The organism is Thalassospira sp. ABL2_045, assembly GCF_056161285.1.
On sequence record NZ_JBSWYV010000009.1, the window covers coordinates 102,945 to 119,177 of the forward strand.

Below are 16,233 nucleotides of genomic sequence, written 5' to 3' on the forward strand. Positions count from 1 at the left end.
CAGAGCGCATGAGAGCTAGTTCAAAAACAGCAAGGCTACCCCGCCAAAGGCCAAACAGGTCCCCGCCACCGCCTGCAAGCCGACCGGTCTGCGCATGATCAAACCTTCATAGACAATCAGCAAAACCGGCGGCAATGCCATCAGGGTCGAGGCAATGCCGACATTGGCATTCTGAACGGCCAGCATTGAAAGCCACACGCCCACCGCAGGCCCGATAAACGCACCAAGCAGGAGCCACTTGCCAACATCTGGCGCAATGCAGGCCATGACCGTTCGGCGCACACGTCCCATGATGACGGCAAGCCCCCACATCGCGATAACCGCAACCAGCGTTCTGATCCAGCTGGCCGACAGCGCCGAATATCCGTCAATCAGGGCATATTTGGCGGTAATCAGATTGGCCACCTGTCCAATCGCCCCACCAAATCCAAACAGAATGCCCATCAGGTAATCGCGCCCCACCAGCCCGACCGGGCGTCCCTTTTTGCCGAGAATGACGATCAGAATCCCGCCAACACCACAGGCAATACCGGCGATTTCAACCGGACGAAGGGTTTCGTCAAACAACAGCCACGCCAACACCGTACCCATGATCGGCACGGTCGACATCAGAAGCATCGACAGACGTGCTCCAATGATCACAAAGGCCTGAAACAACAAGGCATCGCCAATCACCAGCCCCAAGACCGATGACAGCGACAACCAGCCAAGCTGCTCCCATGTCACGGAATTGGGCCAAGGCTGTCCTTCAAGCACCCAATGCAGGAGTGTCAAACAAAAGATAGAGCAGGCCAGACGCCCGCGATTGACAGTCTGCGCGCCAGCCTTTCCACCGACATTGGAGAAAATCATGCTGGAGCTCGCCCAGCAGAGCGCAGCAGTAAAGGCGGCGGCCTCGCCAAACAGGGGGATCATGGGGCGCGTTTCCAAAATTGTTTATCTGTCCGGCTTCAGAGCCGGTTGGGTTTCAGGGTCGTGGTGGTGGTGGCGCGACCCATTCACTCATACAGCGCAAATTCGGGATGGTTTGCAATTGCTTTTATTGCATGCGCGCACACGCGCGGTGCCCGGCATTACGGATGATTGGAAACGCAATGTGCACAGCTGTGCTGCTTGATGTCGCGCAGTGCCCCGACGTCAGGACTTGTTTTGCGGCCTTTGGTCATCAAGGGATGCGCGAAAGATATCCGTGCCACGATTGAATTTCGGAAGCAGCGCCTCGTATTCCTTGCGCAGCCAGCTATAGGCTGTGTGGGTTGCAAGCTCGATGGTGCGATAGCCTTCCGGGATGCCTTCGGTCTGATTGAGCGAGAAATCATCAATCAGAAGCCCGTCCAGCCGACCATGGCGCAGCATGCGCAACATCATCCCCGCCCCACCCGGCACCGTTACGACATCTGCAAAGCCAACAAGGTCCTGTTCGCCGCGCTCATCACCAAGCCAAACACCGATTTCCTTGTCCTTAAGATCACTGAGCGCCTGGACGGTTTCATCAGCCGTAATCAGAAGGCTTTTGGGGCGCCCGACAACGACACCACCAGCCACAAGCGGCACACCGGCCGACTGTTGAATGGTATCGACGCTGGCAAACACCCCATCAATTTCACCGCGTTTCAATGAAACGGCCGTGCGTTTGTTCGGCAACCAGACCGGTTGCACGCACAATCCGGCCTCGGCCATGGCCGCGCGATAGCGTTCGGCAGATCGATCATGATCGGCCATTTCCGGAAGCGCGATCTTGAGACAGACTTGCTCGTCTGCCTTTGCCGATGGCAGTAGTTCGAATGAAAGGATCACCGCTGCCAACAAAATGACAGCATACATACACGACCGAACGATCGCAGTTGGCTTGCGAAGCGCCATAGTATCACCCCCAAGGCAACATTGGCCCGTCATTGCGAGACATGTTGCTTAACCTTCCTGTGTGCCTGCCGTCATTATTTGCGGTCAGGTCATCTTCATTGTTTTTTGGTTTCGGCTTTTGCCGTTATCAAAACTATAAGCGTAATCGAAAAGGCGCTGCAAGCCCCGGTTCCCGCTTTACAGAAGGCAAACGTATAGGTCGCGATACAACATTTTGGTGTGCCAAAAATCAGCACGACTTCATAAGCTGGTGCCTGAAATTTCCTTACGTCTCAGAACGCGAAAAGGTGCGACACAGCACCAACCCGACCTGAGTGTATTGACGCCCTTACGAGGCCTGATTGTGCCAGGCGAGAATTTTTTCGCGATAATGGGCCGTGCCGATATCAAACTTTGCCAAAAGACCCGCATGCTCTGCGCGAAGCCAGCTATAGACCGCAAGCTTTGTCACCGGGATCGACACAAACCCATCTGGCACGCCCCCCTGAACGCCAAGTGAAAAGGCATTCAGTAACATGCCATCAAGACGCCCTTTCGACAGCATTGCGTACATCATCCTGGGACCGCCCGGCACCCGAACAGCATGTTCATAATCTGCCAGAAGGTTCTCTGACCAGGCAGCCCCCAGCCAGACGCCAATCTCCTCGGTACTCAGTTCAGAAACACTGCGGGGGCCATCACGCTTGATGACCAGAACCCCGTCCGGGGCGCCGACAAGAACCGATCCCTTCACCACGGGCGTGCCGACGTTTTGCTCGAACTCTTCGAGCATCGCGAACACACCATCAATCTTGTTATAGCGCATCGCCATAAAGGCCCGTGCATGGGGCATCGGCATTGGCTCGACGCACAATCCGGCGTCACGCATCATCGCGCGATACACATCCGGACCAACCGGGCCACTGGCGGATTCCGGCAAGGCGATCCGAAGACACGCCTGCCCTGCCTTCGCAGCTGGCAACAGACTGAAAGAAAGGAAAAGCGCAACGACACATATCGTTGCAAAAACGCAGGTCCTGGCGAACCCGCGCGAAAGAAAGAACACCATTTCAGGCCCCCACGGCATCAACGTTTTGTTGAATGACCGCATCCCGGGAAAGTCGGCTTGCGATTGATCTGCAAGTGATTTGTTCGGATCTTGATGACCCGTTACTTTAGACGTTATCGCCAAGCGCACCAATTCGCTAGGGCCAATTGACAGCTTCGCGTGAGTCCAGAGGGTTTCTGCGCCGAAAAATGGAACAGGTCAACGATTAACCACAGCCATATAGGCACTGGTTCCCTTATCAAACTGTGGACGTAGATCGGCAAACTCTACCTTGAGCCAGCTATGCACATCGAAATGATCAACTTGAATAGCCTTATAGCCTTCAGGCACACCACCGGTAACGTCCAATGAATAGGCATCTGCCAATATGGCGTCAATCCGCCCTTCGGCGAGCATTTGCTGTAACATCCCCGTACCACGCGGCACTTTGACGACATTGGCATAACCTTCGACAATATCGGCAAACCATGTCGCCCCAAGGGGCATGCCAAGAACCTCGTTACTGAGATCAGAAAAACTTTCGATCGGGCCCTCGCTCACGACCAGATAGCCGGCAAGCGAACCAAGCAGAACTTCACCGGAAACCATGGCGACCTTTGCCATGTCCGGTAGGTCATTCTTGGCGGCAAAGACACCATCAACTTGGCCCGAACCCAACGCGGCAATCGCACGAATTTGCGGCAACACCATTGGACGGACGCATAGTCCCGCATCCTTCATTACCTGTTGATACAGGTCGAGTTTTTGCTGATCACTGTAAATTTCGGGTATGGCAATGCGAAGGCATTGTTCATCTGCACTGGCGGAAGGCAACAACCGGAAAGACTGCAAAATGGCAACAAAAAAAATCGTAGTAAACACACAGGTTTTGGCAAACCCGCGCGACAGAAATAACACCATTTCTGGCCCCCTCGGCATCAACGTTTTGTTGAATGACCGCATCCCGAGAAAGTCGGCTTGCGATTGATCTGCAAGTCCTGTTTTGTGGGACCTGTCTGATCCGTTACGGGAAACGATAAGCTCACACCAATCAAAGGTCTAGGGCCAGTGATGGGGTTCGTGTAGGTCCAACGGATAGGCATGGGTTAATCCCACACTGTACCGTTTAATGACCAATTGCTTTAATATAGGCGCTGGTGCCGCGGTCAAATTGCGGTTTGAGGTCCGCGTGCTCTGCCTTTAGCCAACTGTGCACGTCGAAATGATCCACCGATACAGCCTTGTACCCGTCCGGCACGCCCCCGGACAGCGCAAGCGAATAGGCATCAAGCAGCATGGCATCAATGCGCCCTTCGGCCAGCATTTCCGGGAGCATCAAGGCCCCACGCGGCACTTCCACGACATTGGGATAGAGTTTCACCAGCTTGTGGCACCATGACGCGCCAAGCGGCACACCAAGGAGTTCGCCATTGAGATCCCCAATACTTTCAACCGGCCCTTCGCGTATAATCAGATAGCCATCAAGTGATCCCAAAAGAACATCTCCGCGCACCAGAGATACCTGTGAGAGGGTCGGCAGGTCATTGCGTCCGGCAAAAACACCGTCAATCCGGTCAGACCGCAACGCCGAAATCGCTCTGACTTTCGGCATTTCCAAAGGCTGAACACAAAGCCCGGCCTCGTCCATCACCTTTCGATAGAGCGCGCGCTTTTGTTCATCGGCATGGATTTCGGGCATGGCGATCCGCAGGCAGCGCTCATGCGCATTGGCAGCCGGCAACAGGCGGAAAGATATCATCACAGCGACAAGGCATATCACTGCAAAAACACAGGTTTTGACAAACCCGTGTCTGGAATAGCGCACCATAAACACCCCCACGGCACCCATATTATTCTTGTTTTGCCGCATCCCGAAGCGGGTCGTTTTGACCCTTGTCGGAAGGCTTTTTTTTATTTGGATCTTATGATCCTTGGGCGGGACGATACTTTGGTTCGCGCTGATTGACCAGCAGGAAATTCGCAGATCCCTGCGGGTTGGAGGTCGCGTTCTAATAACCTGCCTGTTTTAGATAGGCCTTGGTACCTTGATCAAATTGCGGGATCAGACTGGCATGCTCGGCCCTTAGCCAACTGCGGACAGATATGCTGTCGACCGGGATTGCCTTGTAGCCTGCGGGCACCCCACCTGCGAGGTTTTGCAAAGAGTATGCATCAAGCAACATCGCATTAATCCGTCCTTCAAGCAGCATTTCATGCATCTTGTCGACAGTCTGCGGCACGGTCGCAAGATCGGGATAGGTTGCAAGAAGCTTTTTTGACCAGACAGCGCCGCGGGGCACGCCAAGGACCTCGTCGTCGAGCCCAGCCATCCCCGCAATCGGTCCTTCCGGAACTACCAGCATGGCGGGCAGCCGCATCAGAAAACACCACCCGGCACAACCGGCGTACCCACAATCGATGGAAAATCATCCCTTGCGGCAAGAATGCCATCGGCCTCACCTTTTCTGATCGCGTCAAAGGCACGAATTTGCGGAACCAAAATAGTATGCACACACAATCCGGCATCCTTCATGAGGGCACGGTACGTTGCTGCGCGTTCCTCGGTTGTGTGGAGTTCTGGCAAAGCAATACGCAGGCAGGTTTCCTCGGCGGCACGGCCGGACGTCCCCACCGCGAATGACAGCAACAAAAACAGCAGACTAGTCGCCCCGGGGAGCCGACTTCTGCGGGATTTGCAGCACAATGATGAAGCCACATACACCTCCGTGGCGCTTGCTTTAAGAATGCTATTGCAATCAGACAGACCACCAAGTGAGGATCAAGGTAAACGATGGTGCGTCTTTAAGGCCATTCAAGAAAGATAGCCATTATTATACATGCCTCAAACTGTTCTTTGGACTAATCTAATGCACATTTCGGACATAGTCCGGGATGCCCAAAGCCCAGCACGGCAGATGGAAAACACGGCTCCGGGAACAAGCCAGCCTGTCAGAAGTTACACAATGTAGTCTTCTCTGATCACGGAAAGCAGTGCATGCCCTTTGACCTTGGCCAGCAGTCGCTTGGCCTTATCGTAATGACCTTTGCGGTCTGTACATTGATCATCGGTTTTGCCGGAACCCGACTTGCCGGGGTGGCCGTCAAACTGGCCGAGCGTACAGGTATGGGGCAGATCATCGCTGGTGCATTGTTTGTTGGCATGTCGACCAGCCTGCCGGGCAGTGTTCTGTCGGTGACCACGGCGTGGCAAGGCCACACCGACCTTGCCATCGGTAACGCCCTTGGCGGGATTGCCGCCCAGACAACGTTTCTCGCAATTGCCGATCTGTTTTATCGCAAGGGCAATCTCGAACATGCCGCAGCCAGTGCAACCGGCCTTGCGCAAACCACGTTGCTGGTCAGCATGCTTTCGGTGCCGATCCTGGCATATGCCGGGCCGGAATGGACGGTCTTCCAGATTCACCCGGCATCGATCCTGCTGTTTGTCATTTATGCATTCGGGCTGAAGCTTCTGTCGGAAATCCGACAAGAACCGATGTGGCATCCCGAAAAAACCGATCTGACCGAAGAAGATGCCAAACATGAAGAAGCTGATAAAAACCCCGAAAGCAATGCCCGCCTGTGGACCGAATTTCTTGCCTTTGCCCTGCTGACCGCGATTGCCGGGCACATTATCGGGCAGGCTGGCCTTGCGATTGTCGAAATCACCGGCATCAGTGAAACTGCCGTGGGTACCTTCCTGACCGCGATATCCACATCCTTCCCGGAATTTGTATCGGCCATTGCAGCTGTGCGCATGGGGGCGGTCAATCTTGCGGTTGGTGACATTATTGGCGGCAATGCCTTTGACGTGCTGTTTCTCGCCGCATCGGATTTCGCCTATCGCGAAGGATCCATTTATGCCGCCTTTAGCGACCAGCACCTGTTCACCATCGCACTCGTCATCCTGATGAGCGGCGTTTTGTTGCTTGGCATGCTAAACCGCGAACGCCGCGGCATTGGCAATATCGGTTGGGAAAGTGTGGCGATGCTGGCCCTTTATGGGGCGTCTGTCTTCTATCTTGCGGGCTAGGCCAAGCGCTTGGAAAGCCAGGGTCAGGACCTAGAGCACTTCCTTGACCTTGGTTGCAAGGTCCTTGAGCGAGAACGGCTTGGGCAGGAAGTGCACGCCGTTTTCTTCATCGAGCTCATCGCGATAGGTATCTTCGGCATAGCCCGAGATAAAGATGACTTTAAGCTCCGGCTTTTGCTCACGCAGCATGCGAACAAGGGTCGGGCCATCAATGCCCGGCATGACGACGTCCGAGATCACCAGATCAATCGTCTTTTCGGTGTTATTGAGCACCTCAAGCGCGTTATCGCCATTGTTGGCTTCAAGCACGTCATAGCCCTTGCTGCGCAGGGCACGGGCACCGAATGTCCGCACCGCGTCCTCATCCTCGACCAGAAGGATCGCACCGGTGCCGGTCAGATCGCGCGACGGGGTTTCCTCGATCACGGCCTGGGTTTCGGCAATTTCTTCTTCGGATGCGTCATAGCGCGGCAGATAGATGGTAAAGGTCGTGCCCTTGCCTTCCTCGCTATTGACCGCGATGAAGCCACCGGTCTGCTTGACGATGCCATACACCGTCGAAAGACCAAGGCCCGTGCCTTCGCCGCGCTGCTTGGTCGAGAAGAAGGGCTCGAAGATGCGGGTCAGGTTTTCCTTGGGAATGCCAATGCCGGTATCGGTGACCTTGATACCGATATAGTCGCCCGGCGGGATCACCTCGGTGCCGGTTGCGGTCGGCTCGTCAATGATCTCCGTGCTGGTCTGAACCGTAAGCGTTCCGCCCTCGCCGGCCATGGCATCACGCGCATTGACAACAAGATTGATAATCACTTGGTCAAGCTGGCCCGGGTCAACCTTGACCAGACCGATATCACGACCATGACTGACCTTAAGGTCGATCTTTTCGCCAATCAGGCGGCGCAGAAGATTAGACATCTCCGCCAATGCATCGGTGATATTGATGATTTTCGGCTGCAATGTCTGACGGCGTGAGAACGCCAAAAGCTGGCGGACAAGATTGGCCGCGCGGTTGGCATTCTGTTTGATCTGCATGATGTCGGCGAAGCTCGGATCACCCGGCCCGTGGCGCGACAACAGAAGATCGCAGAACCCGATCATTGCGGTCAGAAGATTATTGAAGTCATGCGCCACCCCACCAGCAAGCTGACCGACAGCCTGCATTTTCTGGGACTGGGCAAATTGTTCCTCAAGGTTCTTCTGCTCGGTCGTATCCAGGAAGTTCAGAAGCAACGCGCCGGCTTCGCCCGAACGGCCCGCCACACGTTGCAGATAAATCTGGGCCGCAACACCGCGCGCACCGGCAAGCCGGGCTTCGATCTGCCCCCCCTTGCCCATGCCCATTACGGCCTTGGACAGGTAGCGCGCCACTTCGTCGCGATCTTCGGGCAGGATCAGCTCAAGGATCGAACGCCCGACAACCTTGTCATGGGTTTGACCGGCCGTGACGATAAAGGCGCGGTTGGCATCGGTGACTGTACCCGACATATCGGCCAGAACGATGGAAAGCGGGCTTTCATCAAAGAACCAGCGCACCCGGCGCTCGGTTTCGGCCAGCGCATGTTCCCATTCGTGGGCCGGCATCGGATCGGGGAAGATCACGGCCTGACTGCGCACAGGGCCCGTACCCGGTGCATTAATCGAATGGGTCACAAAGCACCGAATGGGCTCACCACCGGCCACCTTGAATTTGACCTCGCCATTGATGCCATCGCCAACGATAAGATCCGCCAGTTCGACCGTTCCGTTATTGAAATCTTCCGGCTCCCCACCCAGCCAGCTTGCCAGACGCCGGTTGAGATAAAGAATGCGCCCTTCCTCGTCGAGGCCACAGACCCCGACCGGCAGGCGTTCGATCATCTGATCGGCATGTTCAAAGCCACCTTGGGCCGCGGCAACCGGAAGGTTGGCGGCCATTTCGGATGCCTCGGGCGCGGACAAGGCAAAGTTTTGTTGCAGTTCCTCGGACGGGAGCAGCATGGATGCGCCACTATCGGCCATAAGCGACGCATCAACACCATCAACAGTCCAGAGCATCTGGCCCGCTCGCGCATTTGCCGCGGTTACAGAAATGCGCAGGCAGGCTCCGTTGCCCGATGTCTTTGCCACAGAAGTGCTTTCATTCGCGTCGCTGTCATCGGTTTTCTCAGAACCTTCGTCGTCGGTGGTACTGTCATCTGCGGCAAGTTTTTCTGAGCGCGACAGATCGACAAACATCTGCCCGCCCTCGCCGCGCATGGCCCGTGTGCGCAGCTCTGCCAGTTCATCACTGCCAATGCCGAGGAAGGACAGACGCGCTTCAAGCGCGGAGAGCATGTCCGAACCGGCATCAATGCCGAGTTTGGACGAAAAGGCCGGGTTGGCGTAGATCGTCTTGCCATAGGCATCAATCAGCGCAACACCGATATCGGATTTGGCGAAGCCCGAAATCAGGGGGCCAAGCCCATCATGACCGCCATTGCGAAGTTTTGCCGACAGCGAAAGCGAGGCAACGGCAACCACCGCCACACCGGTGACCATCGCACCGATAATCCACATCAGACGCGCGTCAAGGCCTGCCTTTGCCAGCACGTCCATCAGGACGAAGACAAACGCAACAAATGCGACACTTACAGCAAGGATAAGCCCCCGAAACAGCACGCGACCGCCTTTAACGACAATAACTTAACAAAATAGCCTACACTTTTAGCTGCTTATGACCCGACTGGCTACCGACAAGTTTTCAATCAGATAAAGTTACCAACACCCTGTGCTAACCCAGCTTCTTGCCGCGCTGGCGGAACACAAACGAGATAATCTCGGCAACCGCCTTGTAATGCTCAGGCGGGATTTCCTGATCAATTTCAACCGTCGCAAACAGTGCACGGGCAACCGGCGGGTTTTCCATGATTGTGATGTCGTGTTCTTCGGCGACTTCACGAATCTTAAGCGCGACGTTGTCCTGCCCCTTGGCAATGCACATCGGTGCGCCCATCGTGTCGATGTCATATTGCAGGGCGACAGCAAAGTGGGTCGGGTTGGTGATGACCACGTCGGCTTTCGGCACGTTTGACATCATGCGTTGCTGGGCACGCTCCATCCTGATCTGACGGACCTTTGCCTTGATCTCGGGGCTACCTTCGGTCTGCTTGAATTCGTCCTTGATCTCCTGCTTGGACATTTTCATTCTCTCGTTGAACTCGTACTTCTGATAAGCGAAGTCGAGCCCTGCGATCACGGCAGTCAGCGAGATGGTCGCAATCAGCAAGATGATGATCATGTCGTAAAGACGCTCAAGAGTCCGACCAAGCGATTGCTGCGGATAAAGCTCGACATCCACCAGCTCTGGCACAATCACAAGCGCCAGAACGACAGCAACAAGGACGATCTTGCTGATATTCTTGGCGAACTCGACCAGACTTTTCATCGAAAACAGGTTCTTGAGGCCCTCAAGCGGGTTGAGTTTTTCCGGCTTGGGCTCAAGCCGTTCAGGAGCAACGACGATCCCGTTCTGGATTATGTGGCCAGCAGCAGCAAAAAACACCAAAAGCACAAACGGAATGCCCAACACCCACAACATGCCCAGCAGGACGTCCTGAAAGAGATCAGGGAACCCTGCCTGCGAGACGTCAAATGTGTGAGGGTGGGCAAGAAAATCGACGGCCAAATCACGGACGCCAGCGGCCATTGTCGGGCCGAGCATGATCATGACAAGACCACCGCCGAACAGGAGGAAGAAGTTTCCAACTTCCTTGGAAACCGCCACCTGACCTTTTTTTCGCGCATCCTCAAGCTTTTTACTTGTGGGGTCTTCTGTTTTTTGGCTGTCGTCTTCTTCTGCCATTGGCACACCCATGCTTGGCAAAACGGGGCAAAACACCGCCCGTCACGGCCTTACGGACTAAGAAACGCCTCAAGCCCGTTTTCGAAATATGCAAGATAAACCATCATCATGGATGGCAAGGCCAACGTCAATAAAAGCAACGCAATCGCGATTTGGACCGGCATCGCGACAAAGAACACCGGCAATTGCGGCATCAGCTTATTGAGCAAGCCAAGTGCGACCTGCAAGCAAATCGCCACCACCAAAAAAGGTGCAGCCAACTGAGCGGCGATGATGAAACTGTTATTGAGCGCATTGGCAAAAAACTCGCTCATATCCCCGACAGGCAAAACACCGCCGGGCGGAAACAAAGTATAGCTTTCAAAAATCGCCTGAATCATCAAATGATCCATCCCGGTCGCGAACAACAGCACCAGCCCAACCTGCATCAGAAAGTTACCTGTCACCGCACTTTGCGCCCCTGACAAGGGGTCGGCGGTAAAGGCGTTCGCCATCGAGGACAGATAGGCAATAATTGACCCGGCCGTTTGCAAGCCGGCCATCATCACCTGCGCAAACAGGGCAAAGAACAGACCGACAGTTACTTCGTAGCCAATCCCGACCAGAAGTGACGGCGCATCGGCCGGCTGTGGCGGGAAAAGCGGCCCGGCCAAAGGTGAAATCACAACCGCCACCCAAAAGGCAAACAAAAGCCGTGCACGTGCTGGCACCGCGCGCGACCCGATGCCGGGCATAAAGGCAAAGGCTGCCCCCACCCTGGCAAAAGTCATCAGGACGACGTAAACATTCAGCGTAAGAAGTTCTTGAAGATCCATGTCGTCTTCGACTGCCTTACAAAATCACGCTGGCAAAGTCACGCTGGCGTATCCCCGCTGGCGTGCGCCGGAGTTAACGCTAATTGGGCAACCCGATAAAGTGGTCAACCATTCGGCCCATGAACTCAATCAGCTCAGTCATCATCCATGGCAACAGAACCAGAAGGGCCATGAAGATTACCAGAATCTTGGGCACGAAGGTCAGTGTCATTTCCTGAATCTGTGTCAGGGCCTGAATCAGGGCGATGATCAGACCGACCCCAAGCGCAATCAGCATCAGCGGCGTGGTGACTTTGAGCAGTGTCCACACCGCGTCATAGGCCACGTCCATGATTTCAGCTTGATCCATCGGGTCTTCCTGTTTCGCCGTCTTGTCTTGTGGGCCGCTTGGCGCCCTTATCCTTCATACAGGATTTATCATGGGGTTTGCCATGATTTCCTGACTTATCAAATGCTTCGTTTCAAACGCTTCGTTACGCATTCCCCGGACACACAAAAACCGCACGAAGGATCGCGCGGTTTTAAAAGGATGTCTCTGAATGTGGATTAGACCGGCATATTCAGGATGCTCTGATAAGCCTCAACCGCCTTGTCACGCACTGAAACCACGGTACGCAAGGTAACCTCGGCAGCAGAAACGGCCGTGACGACTTCATGGAGTTCCGCATCACCAGTAACAGCCTTCTGGGTCATTTCCTCGCTAACAGTCATGGTGTCGCGGGCATCATGTGCCGCGCCCTTGACCATGTCGGCAAAACTTTCCCCCGGGTTTACGGACTGGCCCGTACCGGTCACGGTTTCCGTAACGGTGTTGGTCTTGCCTGCGGCCGCATTGCGGTAGGCAGAAATGGCATCGTTGAAGCTTCCGACCATCGGTCTCAATCCTTAAACGTGTTCTTGCCCGGGTATATCGGCTGCTTACTGCAGGATATCAAGGGTCTTTAGCAACATGCTGCGCGAAGACTGGATCACATTGAGGTTGGCCTCATAGGAACGCTGTGCTTCACGCATATCCATCATCTCAACCAGCGTTTCAACATTCGGGGTCTGAACATAACCCTGATCGTTGGCCGCCGGATGGCTTGGTTCGTATTTCATACCAAAATCGGAGCGATCCGGCATCACCTTATTGACCTTGACCATCTCGGCACCGACTTCGCGGTCCATGACGTTCTTGAAGGTCAGAAGCTTGCGGCGATACGGATCCTGACCCGGGGCGGTCGGCAGGCTGTCTGCGTTGGCAACGTTTTCTGCCGCAATCCGAAGACGGGTGCCCTGTGCACGCATGCCAGCAGCAGAGATTTTAAAAGCCTTGTAAAGTTCCATGGTTTCTTACTCTCTTGCTAGCGATTAGCGGCCAAGGGCCGAAATGAACATTGTTTTCTGCTTGGCATACAGACGGGTCATGGTCTGATAATCGACCTGGTTTTCGTTCATCTTGACCATCTGTTCTTCAAGGATGACGGCGTTTTTGCCGGGCGCGACTTCATAGTTCTTGCGCACTTCTTCGTCCTTGAAGTTCTGCGGTTTGTTCAGACCCTGACTGTGGCCCGGCGTGGTCGCCTGCATCGCAAGGATGAACTGGCGGTCGCGGCCGATGTTTTTCGGGTCGAATTCCTTGAGATCGTTGGCGCGGTAGTTTGGCGTATCGGAGTTGGCGATATTCTGCGCGATGACTTCCTGACGCTGTGTCAGCCAGTCCATCTTCTCCTTGAGATTGGCGAACATGCCAAGTTTGCCGATATCCATTTCCTGCTCCTTGTCTGCGCATTGACGAGTATTGAGTGCGCGGGTAAAGCCGAAGTTAACGTTGCGCCCTGATCGGGTCCGGATTTTCCGAAGGGCCGTTTTTGCCGCCCCGATAAATCCTGCCAACTTAGATGCACGTGCCGTGCCAAACATAAAAACAGCGTTGAAATTGCCGGTAATTCCGTCTAATCACTGCGGGCACTAGACCCCGCCAATGAAACCGGGCATATTGGGCGCGTCTGATGAATATTTGTCATCAATCTATCAAAACCGGGAACTTGCATGCTCTATCTCACACGAAAAGTCGGCGACTCCGTTGTCATTGATGACAATATTGAAGTCACTGTCGTTGAGGTCCGTGGCAAGACCGTGAAGCTTGGCTTCACCTTCCCCGAAGACGTGCAGGTCCTGCGCCGCGAACTCTATGATCGCATTCAGGAAGAAAACCGCTCGGCAGCGGTCAGCGAAGACCTTATTCGCCACCTCGGCACTGTCAGCCCGTCGGACAAGGCAGCTTCCGATAAAAAGGCCGATGCCGATAGCAAAGACGAGTCTGGCGACGACTAGTTCATCTGTGCCGATCGCGCACAGGCACCCTTCGTAAACATTTTGCTGATCCCCTATGACCGGCCTGCCGGGTCGTTAGGATGTCTGATCTACTGCGTTTCCGTCATCATCACCCTCACCTTCAGGTCGACAACGATTTGTTGACCATCTTGGGTCTATGGTCGACCCTGTCTGGGGCGCATGCCGCTGGCAGACACGGCGAACAGACACTGCAAACCGTCCTGAATTGAAGGACCGTATGAACGGGAAAAAGCCCACCTATGACATTACCGACAAACCGGCAAGCAGGACGGAAGATCTTGCCGCGCCGGGCGCGCATGACCAAAAGGCGGTCGCGCTGCGGTACAAGCATGGGCGGGACAATGCCCCGACGCTGAGCGCAAAGGGCGAAGGCGGCGTTGCGGAACAGATATTGCAAGTGGCCTTTGCCAACGGCATCAAGGTCCGTAAGGATAGCGATCTTGCCGAAATTCTGATGGCTGTGGATGTGGAAAGTGAAATCCCGCTTGAAGCCTTTGCAGCCGTCGCCGAGATTTTGAACTATATATACCGGACCAATCGCATTTATGGCGGTCCGTCGCGCAGCCAGTCCGATCCCGAAGATCAGATCCTGGCCACACCAAAAGATGACGTAAACGGGGAAGGCCCATCATGAGCCCAGAACAGTACAAGCCCGATCAGTTCAAAAGCGACCTGAAACGCGTCCTGTCCCTGATCCGAACCGGGCAGCGATATCTGGAAGACGGCAAGGTGGTCGAGCTGGCAGCCCTTGAAAGCCGCATTGCCGATCTGTGCGAACAGGCCAAGACGCTTGCCCCTGCACAACGTCAGGAAGTCGCCCCGCTGCTGGCCTCACTGATCGAAGAACTCGGACAGTTCGAAAACCAGATGCAGCAGGAATATAGCGACATCCAGCGCCAATTGCGCGGCATCAGCAACACCGCACAGGCAACAAATGCCTATGCACAGGCCGCCCGCACCAAATAGGGAACCGCCCAAGACACTGATGTGAAACGGGCCTTTGCGACCACGGTCAGTATGCTGCCTTGCCTGACCTTGGATGGCGCGGTAAACAGAAACACAAGATTGGTGATCACAATGGTGATACACCTGCCAACGATGCGTCACGGGTTGTAGACGAGGAAAACTGCCTGATGGAACTAAGCGCCTATTTCCGGTTTGTCGCCGCCCTGCTTTTTGTGCTGGGGATCATTGGCGTCTTTGCCCTTCTGGCGCGGCGGTTTGTTCCCGGTGCGCGCAACATCAATCGGCGTGGCACCAAAAGACGCCTTTCCGTAGTTGAAGTCGTGCCGGTCGATACCAAGCGCCGTCTGGTTTTGATCAAGCGTGATGACACCGAACATCTTGTCATGCTGGGCCCGAATGGCGACATGGTCGTCGAACGCAATATCGGCACCCATTTCAGCGAAATCCTTGGCGATCAAAGCTCGGCAGACGATACCCTGTCGCCTGAAAGCACCGAGATTGCGATTGAGGTCACAAAAGACGCCGCGACGACTGACAGGAATGCGCCTGCATGAACCGTGATATCCCATCAACCCGCACCAAAGATGACAAACCGGCAAAGGCCGGATGGCGCGCGCCGCGCTGGTTGACACTGTGTGCGATCTGGTCGCTGTTTCCGCTGATTGCCATCATGGCCGGCGGAGATACGGTTCAGGCACAGACATTCAATTTTGATCTTGGCGACGGGCCCGGTGTGACATCATCGGGCCGCCTGATTCAGCTTATTGGCCTGATTACGGTTCTGAGCATCGCGCCTGCCATCCTGATGATGGTGACGTCCTTTACCCGTATCATTGTGGTGCTCAGCCTGCTGCGAACCGCACTGGGTATTCAGCAGTCCCCGCCAAACCAGGTCCTGATCAGTCTGGCGATGTTCCTGACCCTGTTTATCATGATGCCAACGCTTGAGCGGGTCTGGGACGAAGGCCTGCAGCCGATGATCAACGGCAATATTGACGAATTCGAAGGTTTTGAGCGGTCCGTCCAGCCGGTGCATGATTTCATGATGACCCAGGTGCGCGAACGCGATCTTCAGCTTTTCGTAAATCTGGCGGGTATCGACGAAGTCACCGCGCCCGAGGATATCCCGCTGCGCTCCCTGATCCCGGCCTTCATGATCAGCGAACTGCGCCGCGCCTTTGAAATCGGCTTCCTGCTGTTTATCCCGTTCCTGATCATCGACATGGTGGTCGCCAGTATCCTGATGTCGATGGGCATGATGATGCTGCCACCGGTGATCATTTCCCTGCCATTCAAGCTCATTTTCTTTGTGATGGTGGATGGCTGGTATCTGATTGCCGGCTCGCTCGTGGAAAGCTTCGGCGGATAGGCC

20 protein-coding genes are annotated in these 16,233 nt (G+C 55.1%); 6 read left to right on the forward strand and 14 right to left on the reverse strand.

All coding sequences use genetic code 11. The features are described from left to right. Nucleotides 1-15: 15 nt before the first annotated feature. The 7 genes from ACXAIA_RS13760 to ACXAIA_RS13790 all read right to left on the reverse strand — a co-directional run bounded on the left by ACXAIA_RS13760 (nt 16) and on the right by ACXAIA_RS13790 (nt 5,606). The gene (locus tag ACXAIA_RS13760; RefSeq protein WP_475349829.1) at nt 16-915 is read right to left on the reverse strand and encodes a DMT family transporter; all 900 of its coding nucleotides are present in this window, start codon (nt 913-915) and stop codon (nt 16-18) included. Nucleotides 916-1,137: 222 nt separating this feature from the next. After that, a complete protein-coding gene (locus ACXAIA_RS13765) occupies nt 1,138-1,863 on the reverse strand; it encodes a hypothetical protein (RefSeq protein ID WP_475349830.1) in 726 nt (241 codons plus the stop codon). A gap of 328 nt (nt 1,864-2,191) precedes the next feature. After that, on the reverse strand, nt 2,192-2,782 hold the full coding sequence (locus ACXAIA_RS13770; RefSeq protein ID WP_475349831.1) for a hypothetical protein: 591 nt from the start codon (nt 2,780-2,782) through the stop codon (nt 2,192-2,194). Nucleotides 2,783-3,109: 327 nt separating this feature from the next. Beyond that, nucleotides 3,110-3,601, reverse strand: a complete 492-nt coding sequence (locus ACXAIA_RS13775) for a hypothetical protein (RefSeq protein WP_475349832.1) — start codon at nt 3,599-3,601, stop codon at nt 3,110-3,112. A gap of 415 nt (nt 3,602-4,016) precedes the next feature. Further along, nucleotides 4,017-4,652, reverse strand: a complete 636-nt coding sequence (locus ACXAIA_RS13780) for a substrate-binding periplasmic protein (RefSeq protein WP_475349833.1) — start codon at nt 4,650-4,652, stop codon at nt 4,017-4,019. A 247-nt stretch (nt 4,653-4,899) separates the two neighbouring features. Then, nucleotides 4,900-5,220, reverse strand: a complete 321-nt coding sequence (locus ACXAIA_RS13785) for a hypothetical protein (protein WP_475349834.1) — start codon at nt 5,218-5,220, stop codon at nt 4,900-4,902. A 47-nt stretch (nt 5,221-5,267) separates the two neighbouring features. Continuing rightward, nucleotides 5,268-5,606, reverse strand: coding sequence for a hypothetical protein (locus tag ACXAIA_RS13790; RefSeq protein WP_475349835.1), 339 nt, complete (start codon nt 5,604-5,606; stop codon nt 5,268-5,270). A gap of 279 nt (nt 5,607-5,885) precedes the next feature. Between ACXAIA_RS13790 and ACXAIA_RS13795 the strand changes: the two genes are divergently transcribed. Next, a complete protein-coding gene (locus tag ACXAIA_RS13795; RefSeq protein ID WP_475349836.1) occupies nt 5,886-6,923 on the forward strand; it encodes a sodium:calcium antiporter in 1,038 nt (345 codons plus the stop codon). A gap of 30 nt (nt 6,924-6,953) precedes the next feature. On the opposite strand, the gene ACXAIA_RS13800 is transcribed toward ACXAIA_RS13795, so the two are convergent. The 7 genes from ACXAIA_RS13800 to flgB all read right to left on the reverse strand — a co-directional run bounded on the left by ACXAIA_RS13800 (nt 6,954) and on the right by flgB (nt 13,307). After that, the gene (locus ACXAIA_RS13800; RefSeq protein WP_475349837.1) at nt 6,954-9,560 is read right to left on the reverse strand and encodes a hybrid sensor histidine kinase/response regulator; all 2,607 of its coding nucleotides are present in this window, start codon (nt 9,558-9,560) and stop codon (nt 6,954-6,956) included. Nucleotides 9,561-9,672: 112 nt separating this feature from the next. Then, nucleotides 9,673-10,743 carry a flagellar biosynthesis protein FlhB gene (flhB, locus tag ACXAIA_RS13805; protein WP_475349838.1) on the reverse strand — a complete coding sequence of 357 codons (1,071 nt, stop codon included), beginning with the start codon at nt 10,741-10,743 and terminating at the stop codon, nt 9,673-9,675. A 50-nt stretch (nt 10,744-10,793) separates the two neighbouring features. Then, nucleotides 10,794-11,558: a flagellar biosynthetic protein FliR gene (gene fliR / locus ACXAIA_RS13810; protein ID WP_475349839.1), complete on the reverse strand. Its 765-nt coding sequence runs from the start codon at nt 11,556-11,558 to the stop codon at nt 10,794-10,796. 79 nt (nt 11,559-11,637) lie between these two features. Continuing rightward, the gene (fliQ, locus tag ACXAIA_RS13815) at nt 11,638-11,907 is read right to left on the reverse strand and encodes a flagellar biosynthesis protein FliQ (RefSeq protein ID WP_475349840.1); all 270 of its coding nucleotides are present in this window, start codon (nt 11,905-11,907) and stop codon (nt 11,638-11,640) included. A gap of 197 nt (nt 11,908-12,104) precedes the next feature. Next, complete coding sequence (gene fliE, locus ACXAIA_RS13820; RefSeq protein WP_475349841.1) at nt 12,105-12,431, reverse strand: flagellar hook-basal body complex protein FliE; 327 nt, start codon at nt 12,429-12,431, stop codon at nt 12,105-12,107. 45 nt (nt 12,432-12,476) lie between these two features. Beyond that, nucleotides 12,477-12,884, reverse strand: a complete 408-nt coding sequence (flgC, locus tag ACXAIA_RS13825) for a flagellar basal body rod protein FlgC (RefSeq protein WP_475345119.1) — start codon at nt 12,882-12,884, stop codon at nt 12,477-12,479. A 24-nt stretch (nt 12,885-12,908) separates the two neighbouring features. Then, nucleotides 12,909-13,307 (reverse strand): flagellar basal body rod protein FlgB, encoded by a 399-nt coding sequence (gene flgB / locus ACXAIA_RS13830; protein ID WP_044829526.1) that lies wholly within the window; start codon nt 13,305-13,307, stop codon nt 12,909-12,911. A 282-nt stretch (nt 13,308-13,589) separates the two neighbouring features. On the opposite strand from flgB, the gene csrA reads away from it, so the two are divergent. The 5 genes from csrA (at nt 13,590) to fliP (ending at nt 16,230) form a co-directional block, all read left to right on the forward strand. Further along, nucleotides 13,590-13,874, forward strand: a complete 285-nt coding sequence (gene csrA / locus ACXAIA_RS13835) for a carbon storage regulator CsrA (protein WP_475345118.1) — start codon at nt 13,590-13,592, stop codon at nt 13,872-13,874. 238 nt (nt 13,875-14,112) lie between these two features. Then, entirely contained in the window at nt 14,113-14,529 is a 417-nt protein-coding gene (locus ACXAIA_RS13840) for an EscU/YscU/HrcU family type III secretion system export apparatus switch protein (RefSeq protein ID WP_475349842.1), read from the forward strand. Then, nucleotides 14,526-14,861, forward strand: coding sequence for a flagellar protein FliT (gene fliT, locus ACXAIA_RS13845; RefSeq protein ID WP_475349843.1), 336 nt, complete (start codon nt 14,526-14,528; stop codon nt 14,859-14,861). The genes ACXAIA_RS13840 and fliT overlap by 4 nt, the downstream gene beginning before the upstream one ends. A gap of 59 nt (nt 14,862-14,920) precedes the next feature. After that, on the forward strand, nt 14,921-15,415 hold the full coding sequence (locus tag ACXAIA_RS13850) for a FliO/MopB family protein (RefSeq protein WP_475349844.1): 495 nt from the start codon (nt 14,921-14,923) through the stop codon (nt 15,413-15,415). Beyond that, complete coding sequence (fliP, locus tag ACXAIA_RS13855) at nt 15,412-16,230, forward strand: flagellar type III secretion system pore protein FliP (RefSeq protein ID WP_475349845.1); 819 nt, start codon at nt 15,412-15,414, stop codon at nt 16,228-16,230. Before ACXAIA_RS13850 ends, fliP begins: the two co-directional genes overlap by 4 nt. Nucleotides 16,231-16,233 lie beyond the last annotated feature (3 nt).